This window comes from Vreelandella zhanjiangensis DSM 21076 (genome assembly GCF_000377665.1).
GTDB classification, from domain to species: Bacteria; Pseudomonadota; Gammaproteobacteria; order Pseudomonadales; family Halomonadaceae; genus Vreelandella; species Vreelandella zhanjiangensis.
Window position 1 is genome coordinate 808,094 of sequence record NZ_KB898646.1, and the last position, 16,319, is coordinate 824,412.

At 54.6% G+C, this 16,319-nt stretch carries 14 protein-coding genes; 10 read left to right on the forward strand and 4 right to left on the reverse strand.

Features of this window, described 5'->3' with window-relative positions; all coding sequences use genetic code 11:
- Nucleotides 1–62: 62 nt before the first annotated feature.
- On the reverse strand, nt 63–668 hold the full coding sequence (nfuA, locus tag D467_RS0103610; RefSeq protein WP_018916145.1) for a Fe-S biogenesis protein NfuA: 606 nt from the start codon (nt 666–668) through the stop codon (nt 63–65).
- A 258-nt stretch (nt 669–926) separates the two neighbouring features.
- On the opposite strand from nfuA, the gene metH reads away from it, so the two are divergent.
- The 4 genes from metH (at nt 927) to D467_RS0103630 (ending at nt 8,279) form a co-directional block, all read left to right on the forward strand.
- Nucleotides 927–4,622 (forward strand): methionine synthase, encoded by a 3,696-nt coding sequence (metH, locus tag D467_RS0103615; RefSeq protein WP_018916146.1) that lies wholly within the window; start codon nt 927–929, stop codon nt 4,620–4,622.
- A gap of 18 nt (nt 4,623–4,640) precedes the next feature.
- Entirely contained in the window at nt 4,641–5,978 is a 1,338-nt protein-coding gene (locus D467_RS0103620; protein ID WP_026285598.1) for an MATE family efflux transporter, read from the forward strand.
- Between the two features lie 113 nt (nt 5,979–6,091).
- Nucleotides 6,092–7,747: a nitrite/sulfite reductase gene (locus D467_RS0103625; RefSeq protein WP_018916148.1), complete on the forward strand. Its 1,656-nt coding sequence runs from the start codon at nt 6,092–6,094 to the stop codon at nt 7,745–7,747.
- Nucleotides 7,737–8,279, forward strand: coding sequence for a DUF934 domain-containing protein (locus D467_RS0103630; protein ID WP_018916149.1), 543 nt, complete (start codon nt 7,737–7,739; stop codon nt 8,277–8,279). The genes D467_RS0103625 and D467_RS0103630 overlap by 11 nt, the downstream gene beginning before the upstream one ends.
- A gap of 140 nt (nt 8,280–8,419) precedes the next feature.
- Here the strand turns inward: D467_RS0103630 and smrA are convergent, their stop codons facing one another.
- Nucleotides 8,420–9,010, reverse strand: coding sequence for a DNA endonuclease SmrA (gene smrA / locus D467_RS0103635; protein WP_018916150.1), 591 nt, complete (start codon nt 9,008–9,010; stop codon nt 8,420–8,422).
- Nucleotides 9,011–9,143: 133 nt separating this feature from the next.
- On the opposite strand from smrA, the gene D467_RS0103640 reads away from it, so the two are divergent.
- From D467_RS0103640 to pdxH, 4 genes are all read left to right on the forward strand, one after another.
- Nucleotides 9,144–9,614 carry a gamma-glutamylcyclotransferase family protein gene (locus D467_RS0103640; protein ID WP_018916151.1) on the forward strand — a complete coding sequence of 157 codons (471 nt, stop codon included), beginning with the start codon at nt 9,144–9,146 and terminating at the stop codon, nt 9,612–9,614.
- A 52-nt stretch (nt 9,615–9,666) separates the two neighbouring features.
- Nucleotides 9,667–10,290 carry an NAD(P)H:quinone oxidoreductase gene (wrbA, locus tag D467_RS0103645; protein WP_018916152.1) on the forward strand — a complete coding sequence of 208 codons (624 nt, stop codon included), beginning with the start codon at nt 9,667–9,669 and terminating at the stop codon, nt 10,288–10,290.
- Nucleotides 10,287–10,685 carry a DUF2069 domain-containing protein gene (locus D467_RS0103650; protein WP_018916153.1) on the forward strand — a complete coding sequence of 133 codons (399 nt, stop codon included), beginning with the start codon at nt 10,287–10,289 and terminating at the stop codon, nt 10,683–10,685. The genes wrbA and D467_RS0103650 overlap by 4 nt, the downstream gene beginning before the upstream one ends.
- A 65-nt stretch (nt 10,686–10,750) precedes the next feature.
- Complete coding sequence (pdxH, locus tag D467_RS0103655) at nt 10,751–11,395, forward strand: pyridoxamine 5'-phosphate oxidase (RefSeq protein WP_018916154.1); 645 nt, start codon at nt 10,751–10,753, stop codon at nt 11,393–11,395.
- A 73-nt stretch (nt 11,396–11,468) separates the two neighbouring features.
- Here pdxH and D467_RS0103660 read toward each other — a convergent pair whose 3' ends face one another.
- A complete protein-coding gene (locus D467_RS0103660) occupies nt 11,469–14,216 on the reverse strand; it encodes a bifunctional acetate--CoA ligase family protein/GNAT family N-acetyltransferase (protein WP_018916155.1) in 2,748 nt (915 codons plus the stop codon).
- A 105-nt stretch (nt 14,217–14,321) separates the two neighbouring features.
- On the opposite strand from D467_RS0103660, the gene D467_RS0103665 reads away from it, so the two are divergent.
- Nucleotides 14,322–15,263, forward strand: a complete 942-nt coding sequence (locus D467_RS0103665) for a histone deacetylase family protein (RefSeq protein ID WP_018916156.1) — start codon at nt 14,322–14,324, stop codon at nt 15,261–15,263.
- A 76-nt stretch (nt 15,264–15,339) separates the two neighbouring features.
- Nucleotides 15,340–15,972 carry a helix-turn-helix domain-containing protein gene (locus D467_RS0103670; RefSeq protein ID WP_026285599.1) on the forward strand — a complete coding sequence of 211 codons (633 nt, stop codon included), beginning with the start codon at nt 15,340–15,342 and terminating at the stop codon, nt 15,970–15,972.
- Here D467_RS0103670 and D467_RS0103675 read toward each other — a convergent pair.
- Nucleotides 15,969–16,319 carry a TusE/DsrC/DsvC family sulfur relay protein gene (locus D467_RS0103675; RefSeq protein WP_018916158.1) on the reverse strand — a complete coding sequence of 117 codons (351 nt, stop codon included), beginning with the start codon at nt 16,317–16,319 and terminating at the stop codon, nt 15,969–15,971. The genes D467_RS0103670 and D467_RS0103675 overlap by 4 nt on opposite strands.

The following is a 16,319-nucleotide window of genomic DNA, read 5'->3' on the forward strand; positions in this document are numbered from 1 at the left end:
CCTAAATAAAAATAAAAAAACCCAGCCGAAAGGCTGGGTTTTTGAGGCTATGGCAATATCGTCTAGCGGTAATAAGCGTTGGTGGTATCAGTGTGGTCGGTAACATCACGAATACCGGCGAGCTCTGGAATACGCTCCATCAAGGTTTTTTCAACGCCATCCTTCAAGGTTAAGTCTACTGCCGCGCAACCTTGACAGCCGCCGCCAAAGGCTAGAATGGCCATTTTCTGTTCAGTCAGCTCAATCAGTTTGATTTCGCCGCCATGAGAAGCAAGCCCTGGGTTGATTTCGCTGTACAGCACGTAATTGATACGGTCTTCCAAGGGGCTGTCGGCATTCACCTTGGGCATCTTGGCATTGGGTGCCTTGATAGTCAGCTGCCCACCCATGCGATCGGCGTTAAAATCAACGACGGCTTCTTCTAAAAACGCCAAGCTGTTTTTATCCAGAAAAACGTTGATCTTTTCAAGCTCAAGCTTAACATCGGCGGGTTCTTCTTCACCGGGACGGCAGTATGCCAAGCAGGTTTCTGCATAAGGCGTGCCGGGCTGGGTAATAAAGATACGCACGGCGATCCCCTCAACGTTTTGCTTTTCAAGCAATTCCGCAAGGTACTCCTGGGCGCTGTCGGTAATGTCGATACCGGGTGCTTCGATAGTCGTGGTCATGAGGCTATTTCCCTCCCGTGAACTGTGGCAATACCACTTCACATGTCATTTTCACACTATGGTAAGCAAAACGGCGCGCCGACACAATCCCGACTGTTTTAGTAGGCTATTTAAGCTAAGGCCAGCAAAGGAAACTTCATAGACTGCATTCATAGCTGCCGTGTCTGGCGGCCTTTGGTATCATATTGGCCTGTTTCGTTATCGATACGATAAAACCGACGCCAAATTCGATTAAGACGCTGGAGAATTTCCCCTGTTATGGCCGCTAGTGATTTGAACGTCTCGCTCACCCAACGCCTTGCCCAACGCATTCTCATTCTGGATGGCGGTATGGGGACCATGCTGCAAAATGCCCAGCTGAGCGAGGAAGACTTTCGCAGTGAACGCTTCAGCGACTGGCCGTCGGATTTAAAAGGCAATAATGACCTGCTGGCGCTCACCTGTCCCGACGTGGTCTCGCGTATCCACCGCGACTACCTGGAAGCAGGTGCGGACATTATTGAAACCAATACCTTTAACAGTACGCGCCTTTCACAGGCCGACTACGGCATGGAAGACATTGTTGTCGAGCTTAACCGCGAGTCTGCGCGCTTGGCCCGCGAAGTGTGTGACGCAGTTGCCGCTGAAACCGGCGTGCCGCGTTACGTTGCGGGCGTATTGGGGCCTACTTCACGCACTGCATCGTTATCGCCGGATGTGAACGACCCGTCCAAGCGTAACGTGACCTTTGATGAGCTGCGTGAAAACTATTACGAAGCCGCCCAAGCGCTGATCGACGGCGGCGCTGACCTGATCATGATCGAAACCATCTTCGATACACTCAACGCCAAAGCCGCGATCTATGCGCTTGAAGTGCTGTTTGAGGATCTGGGCAAGCGTCTGCCGGTGATGATTTCAGGCACTATCACCGATGCCTCGGGCCGGACGCTTTCCGGGCAAACGACCGAAGCGTTCTGGAACTCGGTTCGCCATGCGCAGCCGCTGTCAGTGGGCCTGAACTGCGCACTTGGGGCTGAAGAGCTACGCCCTTACCTTGAAGAGCTATCCACCAAAGCCGATACGTTTGTGTCCGCGCACCCTAACGCCGGCCTGCCTAACGAGTTTGGTGAGTATGATCAAACGCCGGAAGAGATGGCGGCGATTGTCAGCGAGTTTGCCGAGAGCGGCCTGGTCAATATTATTGGCGGCTGCTGTGGCTCGACCCCTGAGCATATCCGTGCAATTGCAGATGCGGTGCGCCCTATGGCGCCGCGTCAGATTCCTGAGCGCGGCCCTGCTTGCCGTTTGTCTGGGCTTGAGCCTTTCAATATTGATGCAGCCTCGTTATTCGTTAACGTGGGTGAGCGTACCAACGTTACGGGCTCGGCGCGTTTCAAGCGGCTTATCGTTGAAGAAGATTTCACCACGGCCCTGGAAGTAGCGCTTGAGCAGGTTGAAAGCGGCGCGCAGATCATCGATATCAATATGGATGAGGGCATGCTGGAGTCGCAGGAAGCCATGGTGCGCTTTCTGAACCTGATCGCTGGCGAGCCGGATATTGCTCGCGTGCCGATCATGATCGACTCCTCCAAATGGGACATCATCGAAGCAGGCCTTAAATGCGTACAAGGCAAGGCCGTTGTTAACTCGATTTCCTTAAAAGAAGGCGAAGCGGCGTTTCGTGAGCAGGCCACCAAATGTCGTCGTTTTGGCGCAGCTATCGTGGTCATGGCCTTTGACGAGGATGGCCAGGCCGATACGTTCGCCCGCAAGACTGAAATCTGTGAGCGTGCTTATCGCCTGCTGGTCGATGAAATCGGCTTTCCGGCCGAAGATATTATTTTTGACCCTAACATTTTCGCCATTGCCACGGGCATCGAAGAGCACAACAACTACGCCGTCGATTTTATCGAGGCGTCTCAGTGGATTCATGAAAACCTGCCGCATGCGATGATTTCTGGTGGGGTTTCCAACGTCTCCTTCTCGTTCCGGGGCAATAACCCGGTTCGTGAAGCGATCCACTCCGTGTTTCTGTATCACGCCATCCGTGCGGGTTTGAGCATGGGTATCGTTAACGCCGGGCAGTTGGCGGTATACGACGACTTGCCTGCCGAGCTTCGTGATGCCGTAGAAGACGTTGTGCTGAATAAGCGCAGCGACGGTACCGAGCGCCTGCTCGACCTGGCGGACAAGTACAAGGGCGACGGTAGCGGCCCTGCCAAGAAAGAGGATCTTGAGTGGCGCGGCTGGCCAGTTAACAAGCGTATCGAGCATGCCTTGGTTAAAGGCATCACGGCGTATATTGAAGATGACACCGAAGAGGCCCGTGTTCAGGCCGAGCGTCCTATCGAGGTCATTGAAGGGCCACTGATGGATGGCATGAACGTCGTCGGCGACCTGTTTGGCGCCGGTAAAATGTTCCTGCCCCAGGTAGTGAAGTCCGCGCGGGTCATGAAGCAGGCGGTTGCCTACCTGATCCCGTATATCGAGGCGGAAAAAAGCGAAGGTACCCAGGCCAAGGGCAAAATTGTCATGGCCACGGTTAAAGGTGACGTTCACGATATCGGCAAAAACATCGTTGGCGTCGTGCTGCAGTGTAATAACTATGAAGTTATTGATCTTGGCGTAATGGTGCCTGCCGAGAAAATTCTTCAAGCCGCTATCGACCACAACGCCGATATTATTGGCCTCTCGGGCCTGATTACTCCGTCGCTCGATGAAATGGTCCACGTGGCCAAGGAAATGCAGCGCCGGGGCATGAACCTGCCGCTGCTGATTGGTGGCGCGACGACGTCCAAAGCGCATACCGCAGTCAAAATTGAGCCGCAGTATGAGCACCCGGTCATCTACGTGACCGACGCTTCACGCGCAGTAGGTGTCGCCGGCCGGTTACTCGCTCCGAACCTCAAGACGGCGTATGTCGCAGAAATTCGTGAAGAGTATGTCAAGGTACGTGAGCGTAACGCCAAGCGCCGCCCTAAAGCGGCAGACCTGGATTACACGCAGGCGCGCAAGCGCCGCTTCCGCACTGACTGGAATACCCAGACGCCGGTTGAACCCAAGTTCCTGGGCCTCAAGACGTTTGATAATTATGACCTGGAAGAACTGATCGAGCGTATCGACTGGACGCCCTTCTTCATGAGCTGGCAGTTAGCGGGTAAGTACCCCAAAATTCTTAACGATGAAGTCGTGGGCGAAGCCGCGCGCAACCTGTTTGCCGATGCGCAAGTCATGCTGCGTAAGCTTGTCGATGAGAAGCGCGTTCAGGCCCGGGGCGTTATCGGCCTATGGCCAGCCAACAGTGTGGATGATGACGTTGTTGAAGTGTATGCCGATGAATCGCGTAGCGAAGTCATCGAACGGCTTCACCATATTCGTCAGCAAACCACCAAGGGCCGCGACGGCATCTGCTACAGCCTCGCGGACTTCATTGCACCTAAAGACAGCGGCAAGGCCGACTGGATCGGCGGGTTTGCAGTCACCACAGGGCACGGTGTTGACGAGCTTACCAAGGCCTATGAGGCCGCCGGTGATGACTACAACGCAATTTTGGTTCAGGCACTTACCGACCGTCTGGCGGAAGCCTTTGCCGAGCGCATCCACGAACGGGTGCGTAAAGAGTTCTGGGGCTATGTACCTGAAGAAACGCTGGATAACGACGCGCTGATTGCCGAGAAGTATCAGGGTATCCGCCCTGCGCCCGGCTATCCGGCCTGCCCGGATCACACCGAAAAAGGCACGTTGTTCAAGCTGTTAAACGCCACAGAAAATACCGGCCTTACGCTGACCGAAAGCTACGCCATGTGGCCAGCCGCGGCCGTTGCGGGCTGGTACTTCGCCCACCCGCAGTCAAAGTACTTCTCGACAGGCAAGATCACCCGCGATCAGGTTGAGTCGATTGCCGAGCGTAAGCAGATGCCGTTTGAGGAGATGGAGCGCTGGCTCTCGCCGGTACTCTCTTACGACCCCAGCTAATTTGCTGTTTAAACTCTCATGGCATTAGTGACCCGGCGTCACGGCAAAGTAATGCGCTTAGCGTTACCGATCATGTTGGGCATGCTCTCTCAGAGCATGCTCAATATTATCGATGCGGCACTGGTCGGCCACCTGGGTCAGGTGGCGCTGGCAGGCGTTGGGGTGGGCGGCTACGCCATGTTCATGATGACCGCGCTGGTGTTTGGGCTTTCTTCCAGCGTTCAGTCACAAACATCCCAGCGTCTTGAATCCGGTCGTTATAGAGCCGTTCAGCCGCTGCAGGCAGGCTTGGCAACTGGCATGGCCATTGGCCTGCCTCTCTCGTTGCTTGCCTGGTGGCAAGCGCCTGCCCTACTCAATCTCATTACCCAAACGCCCGATGTTCATAGCGTAGCCGTCGACTACTTCCGCTGGCGCGTGATTGCCCTGACGGCCATTGCTTTAACTCTTTGCTTTCGCGGGTACTGGAACGGCCGCCAACAGACGCAGCTTTATCTACGTATCATCCTCATCGTTCAGGTGTTTAACGTTATCGCCAGCAGCGGGCTGATTTATGGCCTGGCGGGGTTGCCTAAACTCGGGGCTAGCGGCGCGGGCGTAGGCACGACGCTATCGCTATTTCTGGGGCTGTTCATCTGGCTAGGCGTGACGTTTCAACAACGCCGTGATAACGGCTTTTTACAGTGCTCGCTGTCATCCTCAACGCTACGCTCGACGCTTGCGCTGGCGGCCCCGCATTCGCTTCAGCAGGTATGTTTTGCAGGCGGCTACGTAGTACTGTTTTGGTTATTGAGCCGTTTAGGTACCGCAAGCGTTGCCGTGGGCCATGTGCTGGTTAATCTGTCACTTCTACTGATTTTGCCGGGCGTTGGCGTGGGTGTCGCGGCCATGAGCTTAGTAGGTGAAGCTCTGGGGCGTGATGATCAGACGGAGGCCCACCGTTGGGGGTTGGATGCGCTGCGCGTGGCGGGCTTACTGCTGGCGATTCTAGCGCTACCCATGCTGGTAATGCCCGCTCAGGTGCTGGGTATCTTCTTTTCAAGCCATGAACTGATTGCGCTGGGTACGCTGCCCCTACAGATTACCGGCGCGATGATCGTTCTGGATGCCGCCGCCCTCGTGCTTGCCCAGGCGCTTATGGGCGCGGGAGCTCAGCGAACGGTGATGATGTTGACGCTCAGTATGCAGTGGTTAGTGTTTCTTCCCCTTGCATGGTGGGTAGGCGTTGGTTTAGAACAGGGGCTGCTTGGGGTCTGGATAATGCAGCTATTTTACCGGCTTCTAAATTCGATCGGCTTTTTATGGATCTGGCAGCGCCGCCGATGGCCGGCCACCAACGTTTTAAATAGCGTTTAACGATAAAAAGATAATTATATATTCTTTTGTAGAATATGAAACACGCGTTAAGGTGACACTATATTAATGCCCGTCTTGACGTGACCATTTCGCTTTTAGCAGGATCGTGCCACATGTACCGCTATGATATTCACGACCAAACGCTGGTTGATGAGCGTGTTGCTCAGTTTCGCGATCAAATGGATCGCTACTTGGCCGGACGTTTGGGAGAAGAAGAGTTTCGCCCGCTTCGCTTGCAAAACGGCCTTTATATTCAAAGGCATGCGCCGATGCTGCGGATCGCTATCCCGTACGGCATGCTAGCCAGCTACCAGCTGCGCGCCCTGGCGGATATTACTCGCCGGTACGACCGAGGTTATGGCCACTTCACGACCCGCCAAAACCTTCAGCTGAACTGGCCTGCCCAGGAAGACGTGCCGGATATCTTGGCCGAGCTTGCGAAAGTACAGATGCACGCCATTCAAACCAGTGGTAACTGCATCCGTAATACTACCAGCGACCAGTTTGCGGGTATTGCCAACGATGAAGTGGAAGATCCACGCCCCTGGTGCGAGCTTATTCGCCAGTGGTCGACGCTTCACCCTGAATTCGCTTACCTGCCGCGTAAGTTCAAAATTGCCGTGACTGGCGCCGCAAAAGATCGTGCGGCGATTCAGGTACACGATATTGGCCTGCGCTTATGGCGCAACGAGGAAGGCGAGCTGCGCGTTAAAGTACTAGCCGGTGGCGGCCTGGGTCGTACCCCCATGATTGCTGAGGTGGTGCGTGAAGACCTGCCCTGGCAACACCTGCTGACTTACCTTGAAGCCTGTGTCCGCGTTTACAACCAGTTTGGACGCCGAGATAACAAGTTCAAGGCGCGTATCAAGATCCTGGTAAAAGCGCTGGGCATTGAAGAGTATCGCCGTCGCGTCGATGAAGAGTGGGCACATTTAAAAGATGGCCCGCAGACGCTCAATCAGGCAGCGATCGATGTTGCCAAAGGCCACTTCCCCGAGCCGGAACGTCGCCCGGTGGCAGAGAGCGCCGTGGTTAATTTTGAACGCTTGCGCAGCGAAAACCGCAGCTTCGCGCGCTTTGTGACCAATAACGTGACGGATCACAAAGTAGCTGGCTATAAAGCGGTGACGCTGTCGCTCAAGCGGCGTGAACATGCCCCTGGTGATGTCACGGCTGATCAGATGGACGCCGTGGCGGATCTGGCCGATCGCTATAGCTTTAGCGAAATGCGCGTGACTCACGAGCAAAACCTGGTGCTTTCCGATGTTCCCGTCGATGAAATCGAAGCGCTGTGGAACGAGCTCGAAGCGCTGGGCATGGCCAACCCCACCGTGGGCACGCTGAACGATATTATCTGCTGCCCGGGGGGCGACTACTGCAGCTTGGCCAATGCGGTTTCGATTCCTATCGCCCAGGCGCTCCAGGAACGTTTTGAAGATCTGGACTTCCTGTATGATCTGGGGCCGCTGGATCTTAATATTTCAGGCTGCATGAACGCCTGTGGCCACCACCATGTGGGCCATATCGGTATTCTAGGCGTCGACAAGAAAGGCGAAGAGTTTTACCAGATATCGATTGGCGGGAACTCTACCGACGACGTGTCGCTGGGCAAGATTCTAGGCCCTTCCTTCTTCCGCCAGGATGTTCCGGAAGTGGTCGAAAAGGTGCTGCAGGTCTACGTTGCCGAGCGTCACGAAGACGAGCATTTCCTGGACACCTATCGCCGGATTGGCTTGAAACCCTTTAAAGAGCGTGTGTATGCCAAATAACGTGGATACCCCGACTGAAGAAGCACTGGTTCCGGTGCACGTTGATCATCTTCTGCTTGACGGCGAATTAGCGGCTGAGAATGCCTGGTGTGTGTCTTACGATGCCGTTAATCTGCCCGAACAGCGCCCGGCCTTTGTGCCGCTGGCGCTTTGGCAGGCCAACAAGCAGGATGACGAGCTTGCTCCGTTACTCTTGAGCGACACTGAACTTAACGCTGAGCTGGCGGCTGAACTGAATCCGCTGTCCGTCGTGGCGATCGACTTCCCCAGTTTTACCGATGGCCGTGGCTACTCAATCGCCCGCCTGTTGCGTGAGCGCTTTGAGTACGCTGGCGAAGTACGTGCCGTAGGTGATGTATTGGTTGACCAGCTCGACTATATGCGCCGCTGTGGCTTTAACGCCATGGCGCTACGCGATGATCAGCATCCTGAAGATGCGCTGCGCCTGCTAAATTCTTTTAGCGTGCGTTATCAAACGGACGTAGAAGAGCGTCAGGCATTGTTTGAGCGTCGTCTAGCAACCAGCGAGTAACTCAAGACACTCGGCAACACAAAAGGGCAGCTTTCGCTGCCCTTTTTGCTATCTCGGCGTTACAGGAACTGCTTGCGCTTGGTTACAAGCTGAATTATGCGCTGGGCTGTGCAATATAGGCTATGCAAAAAGGACTACATCTACCCCCGCCTTTTCTGCTGGCGCTCACGGTTATTGGCTTTTGCCCGCTCGCTTTTGCGCAGCATCACCCAGGTAGCACCAAGGCCGCCTTCTGAAGGCTGTGCGGATACATAAGCCTGCACTTCATCGAATTGGCTCAGCCATTTGGCTAAATACGAGCGCAGAACGTTGGCGGGGCTATCCAGTTCACGCCCCCGACCGTGAACAATCATTACTGAGCGCAGGTCGTTGGCGTAAGCCTCTTGAATAAAAGGAAACACCATTCTTCGACATTCAGCCAGCGGACGCCGCAGTAAGTGCAGCTGGGCCTGCACGCTATACCCGCCGTGCTTCAGCTTATCGACGACGCCCTGCTGGGTACCCTCACGGCGATATTCAATAGGATCAAAGGGGGGCAGCAAATCGACAAAGTCATCGGATAGAAAGTTACGCTCGCCAATGGCTTCTTCAGCACGTTCCCGCCTGGCAAGCTGTGCTTCGGAGGGGCTTTGCCGACGATTCCCCGCATCGGCACGATTGCTACGCGGCAGCGGTTTTACATCGCCAATAAAGGCTCGGAAATCCATATCATCACGAAGTGGCTGGTTCATTACAGGCTCCTCCGATAAGGTCTAACCATTATCCTAGCAAACCCTGGCGCATTGCTTAAGTAGATTGCTTAAGGCTTGCCTCGATTAAAACCGCGCGCCAAGCTATACGTCCAACGTTTTTAAAGGTTAACCAATGGTCTGGATCAAAAAAGCGATCAGCATAGCGGTTTTATTAGTGTTGGCAGCTGCCACATGGCTGTGGCTTACCATGTTAAGCCCCTGGTTATATTCGCCCCCCGATGACGGACAGACGGTAGAGCAACGCACTCATCAGCTGTTTGTGTATGGAACGCTACGCTATGCAGCTATCCGCTGGATCGTTTTTGGTGGGTCAGGCAACCCCGAAGCCGCCGTACTGGAAGGTTACGAACGTGATGGATTAAACCTAACGCCACAACCCGAGAGTCATGTCGACGGTTTAAAGTTAACCGTCACGCACCAGGAGCTGGCACGGCTCGACCGCTATGAACGTCTGGGAATTCGCTATGAGCGGATCGAAAAGCAGCTGGCGGATGGCAGTAGCGCGTGGGTGTATGTCAGATTATCTGAATTCAGTCATCTGCTTACGTCACCTCCTGCCAGGCAGATAGCTCTGATACCATAAGCACATAAGCGATAGCATTTATTGAGCCCTCTTTCAGGACCAAGGAAATATTATGAGTGACACCACCCCCTACGTATTGGTGCTTTATTACTCTCGCTCAGGGGCCACGGCTGAAATGGCTCGGCAAATGGCGGCGGGTATTGAAAGTATTTCGGGTATACAGGCACGTCTACGTACCGTGCCGCCCGTATCACCCACCTGTGAGGCGGTTGACCCGGAAATTCCTGACGAGGGGGCGGTGTATGTGGAACTCGATGATCTTCGCAATTGCAGCGCACTGGCCCTGGGTAGCCCCACACGATTTGGCAACATGGCTGCTCCTTTAAAATACTTTTTGGATACCACCAGCAGCCTGTGGATGAACGGCGCCCTGGTGGATAAACCCGCCTGCGCGTTCACCTCTACGTCAAGCCTGCATGGCGGCCAGGAAAGTACCCTGCTCACCATGCTGGTGCCCTTACTGCATCACGGTATGGTGTATGCAGGTATTCCTTACAGCGAAACGGCTCTGTTAAGCACTCAGGGGGGCGGAACCCCTTACGGTGCAAGCCACCTAGCAGGTACGCGCAGTGACCGCTCTGTCGATCATCAGGAGCGCGAGCTGTGCGTGGCACAGGGCAAGCGTATAGCCAAGCTCGCCCTGGCCCTGAACGCGATGCGTCAGGAGGCGTCATGAGAGAGTGGCTGGAAGGGGTCGAGCAACGTTACGGGCTGGATACGCTGACACTTCGCTTTCGGCAGTGCGTGCTTCTAAGCTTTGCCATACTGTTATTGCTGGTGATTTACCGGGGCTTTTTAATTCAGGGCGATGCGGTTGATTGGCGCCCTGTGGTCGCCTTTGTACTACCGTTGGTACTTTTCTTACCTTCTATTATTGGCCAACGTGCCCGTGGCCATGCATGGCTCGCCTTTGTGAGTCTTCTGTACTTTACTCAAGGCGTTATGCTGGCCGCCGTGCCTGGGCAAACGGTGCGCGGTGGTGTAGAGGCCTTGGTATCGTTGGCACTGTTTATAGGCTGTATGGGGTATGCGCGCTTTCGTAGTCGGCAACAGCGCCAAGCCAAACGGTAGTATCTGCGCTTGAGCTTTATCTGAAGAGTAGCCAACATAAATAAAATTTAAGGGGAGATCCGCTAATGACCCGCAATATTGCCGACATCCGGCGTGACTACGAAGGTGGGCGGCTTGATGAGGCGCACACAGCCCAGGGGCCATTCGCTCTGTTTGACGAATGGTTCAGCCTTGCCATGGAACAGGAGCCTAAAGACGCCAATGCCATGACGCTGGCGACAGTTGATAGCCAAGGGCGTCCCCACGCACGCGTGGTGTTACTCAAGGGCTTTGACGAGCGTGGCATGGTATTTTTTACCAACTACCATAGCCACAAAGGCAGCGAACTGAGTAACGTTCCGTTTGCCGCCATGACGTTTTGGTGGCCCTCGCTCGCGCGCCAGGTGCGTATCGAAGGCCCGGTTGAGCAGGTTGCGCTCTCAGAGTCGGATGAATACTTTGCCAGTCGCCCGCGCGGCAGCCAGCTGGGCGCGTGGATTGCCACACAAAGCGTTGTGATCCCTGACCGTAACTGGATCGAGGAGCGTCAAAAACGCTTTGAGCAAGCCTATGAGGGCCAGGAAATACCCCGGCCTATTCATTGGGGCGGCTACCGACTCTCCCCCGAGATGATTGAATTCTGGCAGGGACAGCCCAGTCGACTTCACGACCGTATTCGCTTTGAACGCCGCGATGGCGGTGAGTGGGGGCAGTTCCGCCTGGCCCCGTAAAGCTGAATCCAAATAAGATCAGGCCTGCTAACTATGCAGGCCTGATTCACTCTGGCGATGATTACTGAAATAGTTAGTCAGGCAGGCTTTCCAGGCGGTGGCGCTGCCACTCGCTTTCGGGTTCGTTCAAGCGCAGCACGGCATCAATCACCTGTTCTTCCATGTTGTAACGGCATTTGAATCCCAAGTGCTTCATCAGCGCGCGCATGGGATGGTTGTCCACCATGATTTTGCCGATCATTTCGAGCGTGCCAATATGGGTGCAGTAGTCGATCATCTTCTTCATTAGTAAACTGCCAATCCCCAGCCCCTGTAGGTCATCACGGATAATCACTGAAAACTCGGTGCGTATATTGTCAGGGTCGTTCCATACCCGCACGACGCCCAGCATTTGTTTGCTGCCATCGGCGTGCTGATGTTCAGCGATAAACGCCATTTGTCGATCGTAATTGATATGCGACAGTATCGATAAATCGCGCTGGGTCAGATTGGATTTATTGTGAAAGTAGCGAAAACGAATGCTTTCTTCAGAGAGCTGGCGATGAAACGTGGTAATCAACGGCGCATCTTCGGCCCGAATAGGTCGTGCCTCTACCTGCCAACCGTTTTTAAGCGTTACCCATTCGCGTAGCTCCTCTGGGTAAGGCATGATGGCAAAACGCGCCGGGGCGCCTAAATCCAGCGCAAAATCCACGGCGAGCACGCCGTCACGGTTTAGCAGTAACGGATTGATCTCAAGGCCACGCAGATCGACTAAGTCCGAGGCCATCTGAGAGAGCTTGACCAGCAGCTGGCATAACCGCTCGATATCACGTTCAGGCTCTGCTGAGTGCTCGCTAATCAATGATGCCGCGTGAGTTCTACCCACCATGTCGGCGGCCAGGCTCATATTCAATGGCGGCAGCGCCACCTGGCGATCCGCCAGAATATTAACTTTGTAGCCACCAATGCCAAACACGATTAACGGGCCAAAAACCGGATCACGGGTAATACCCGCACAAATCTGCATGGAGTGTTTGCCACGTTGCATGGGCTGAAGGCAATACTCGCGAATGGCGTACTGCGGAAACTTCTCCTGCACTTTGTCACCCAGCTGGCGCATACCCTGGGCAACATGGCTGGGCGTTTCCAGGTCTTGCAGCAGACCTGCGGAAATTTTGTGGGGATGCTTACGGTACCGGTACGGCCGGCAATTACCTTCGTGAATGACTTTGAGGGCCATGGGCCCCTGAATTTGTTGCGCCGCGGTTTCGGCTTCATCTGGATTGGTCAAATAGACGCTTGGCGCCGTTGGAATCCCGTACGCCGCCAACACCTGAGCCGTTTCTGAGTGGGTAAGCGTCTGTCGCCCCTGCTCTTTTGCTTGAGCAATCAGCGCCCGACACTGAGCGCGTATTTCTGGGCTGGTCGAAAACGGCAAGCTTGGGGGAATTTCATGCAGCAAAGCCTGAACACGCTGGTAATCCACCATATGCATAAACGCTTTAACGGCTTTCTCAGGGGAAATATAGGTAGGAATGCCTGCCCTATTACACAGGTGGCGCGCGTTGAGCGCTTCTTTAAGCCCCATCCAGCTTGTGAGCAAGTTACGCCGAAATTGCTTACGATTATCTATCAATGCCTGAGCAGTGACCGCCGAGGGAGCTAGACGTGTCGGGGCGTGAACCACTAGCACGGCATCAACGTTGGTATCGGCTGCGACAATCTCCAGCGCTTCAACAAACCGTTCGGGCGTTGCGTTACCGCCAAGGTCTACCGGATTTTCGCCCGGTTTGCTCATATCGACCTGGCTTTTATGCAGCGCGGCCTGGGTTTCCGGGCTAAATTCTGCAAGCTTACCGCCAGCGCTAATCAACTTATCAATCGCCAGCATTGCCGGGCCCAGTCCGTTGGAAACGATGGCGAGCCGATCGCCGCGCAGCGGTTTCATGCGCGAGAGCGTTTCCAGCGCATCCAGCAGCTCATCGGAATCATCGACCCGCACTACCCCGGCGCGTGCGAACGCCGCATCAAACACCACATCGCGATTGGCAATGCCGGGCGTAGGCGCCATGCCGGAAATATCCGATTGCGGTGTCCGGCCGCTTTTTATCGCCAATACCAAGCGGTTACGGGAAGCATCCCGCACGGAGGTCATAAAGTGCTGGGCATCGGTGATGCGCTCCAGGTGCAACAAGATTGCCTGAGCGGGGGAAAACTGATTGACGTAATCGATCAGATCCGGCAACAGGACATCCACACTATCGCCAACGGTGATTAAATGCGAAAACCCGACATCACGCCCCGCTGCCCAATCAATCATGCCGTTGGCAAGCATGCCTGATTGCCCTAAGTACGCCACGCGGCCTGCTTTAACCGGCTGGCTAGCGTAGGAGGCATTCAGATGTTTGCCCGGCACGATCAATCCCATGCATTCCGGGCCTAGCACGCGGATACCCGAAGCTAGCGCCGCTTTCAGCATCCGCTCACGGATAGAGCCCTTGTTGTCGCTATCGCGGTCCAGATAGGCACCGCCAGAAAGCACAAGCGCGGCTTTAACGCCAAACTGCCCCAAGCGTTTTATTAACCTAGGCACGCCTGCAATCGGAGAGCAGACCACGGCCAAGTCGGGCACTTCGGGTAAATCCGCTACACTGCTGAAACAGGGTACGCCCAATACCTCGTCGTACCCTTTGGGGTTTACCGCCCACAGCGTGCCTTTAAAGCCGCCTTCTTGCAGGTTGCCAAGGACTAGTCCACCCAGCGAGGCTGGTTTTTCAGAGGCACCGAACACCGCCAGCGTGCGAGGTTCAAAGAAATGGTGCAAAAAGCGCGTACTCAAATGTGAGCCTCCTCTGAAATAGATAGCGACGGTGTACGACTTATTGACACTGTCGCGCAAGCCCCGGAGGCGATTAAGGTGGCCTCAATACAATGGAGCGCTTGAATGATTACTGCCTACCTTACCCACCCCGACTGCTCATTGCACCATATGGGGCCTGAGCATCCTGAAAGCCCGCAGCGTCTGGAAGCTATCCGCGCGCGTCTCTCGCTTGCGGGTTTATTACAGCAGACCATGCAAGCCGATGCCAAAGAAGCTAGCCGTGACGCCTTGATCAGAGTACACCCAATCAGGCACCTGGATGCTCTAGATAAGTGTTTGCCGAGTGAGGGGATTGCAGCGCTGGATAGCGAAACCCTGATGAACCCGGATAGCTTAAAGGCTGCGCGGGTAGCTGCAGGTGCCGTTGTTAAAGGCGTTGATCAGGTATTTAAACGTCAGGCAGATAACGTTTTTTGCGCGGTAAGACCCCCAGGCCACCACGCTGAAGCAACGGATGCCATGGGGTTTTGTTTTTACAATAATATCGCCGTAGGTGCTGCGCATGCCCGCGATACTTACGGCGCCAAGCGCATTGCCATACTCGATTTCGATGTTCATCAGTGCAATGGAACGATCGATATTTTTAAAGACCAGCCTGATGTGCTGATCTGCACGAGTTTTCAATATCCGTTCTACCCATGGCGATATCTGCGCAGCGAATGGAAAAATGTCGTCAATACACCTCTGGACGCCGGTACCGAAGGACCCGAATTTCGTCGCCTTATCGAAAGCCAATGGCTACCCGCCCTTCACGCGTTCAAGCCTGATCTGGTGATGATATCCGCCGGGTTCGACGCCCATCGTGATGACCCCATGGGTGATATTTGCCTGGATGATGAAGACTTCTATTGGGTGACCCATCTGGCAATGGAAATTGCTACGTTGTACGCCGATAACCGCGTTGTTTCCGTGCTGGAAGGTGGTTACAACCCCAAATCGCTAGGCAGCGGCGCCGAAGCCCATTTAAAAGCCCTGCTGGGGCTGCCTTTCAAAGAAGGCGATTAATGCATCAGCTAATGCCCTGGGACGCCTTGGCGCTATGGTACTATGGCGATTACTGCTGTTTTTTAACGTGATCCCAATGACCGCCACTTCTGAAGAACATGCTGCGCTGCGTATTGCTTCCGGCAGCAAGCCGTTTGTCGAACCCCTACGCTTGGGTGGGCGGCTTAAACAGATACGTCTTGCTAACCAATGGACGCTTGAAGATGTAAGCCAGCGCACGGGGCTAGCGCGTTCGACGCTTTCAAAAATCGAAAATGATCAGGTCTCGCCTACGTTTAGCGTGGTTCAAAAACTTACCACAGGGCTTAATATCGACCTGCCCCAGCTATTTACGCCACCCAAGCGTGAGCGCTATACCATGGGCCGACGTGATCTTACCCGCAAAGGCAAAGGGCAGCTGCACCCAACCCCTACCTACGAACATGAACTGCTTGGCCATCAGTTGGCGCAAAAGCGCATGATTCCGTTTAAAACCATTGTACGAGCGCGCAGCTTCGAGGAGTACCACCAGTGGGTACGCCACGATGGCGAAGAGTTTTTGATGGTACTTCACGGCGATATCATGCTTTACAGCGAGTTTTATGCCCCTTTGATACTTACCGAAGGCGACAGCATTTATTTTGATAGCGATATGGGCCACGCACTGGTATCCACCAGTGCGGATGACGCCGTAGTACTCTCGGTATGTACTCGAGGCGAGGCGGCTTAAAGGCAGTTAGTTGGCTTGGGCAGCCCGGCAAGGCGTGCAATGCGCTTAGGTGGGCTGCCGGGAAACAGCGTCATCAGGTATATCGACGTGCCCTTTTCCTCACCCAATGCATTCTTGGTAGCTTTAACCAGTGGCCGCATGGCCGGCGCCATTTCATAGCGCTGGTAAAAATCCCGTACAACGTCGATTAATTCCCAATGCTCGTCGGTCAGTACTAGCCCTTCATCTGACGCAAGCAGTTCAGCGACCGATTTCGACCACGCAGACTGTTCAACTAGATATCCTTCAGGATCAAGGCCAATTTTTTTGGATGAATCAAGATAACGGTATATTTTTACATCTGACAT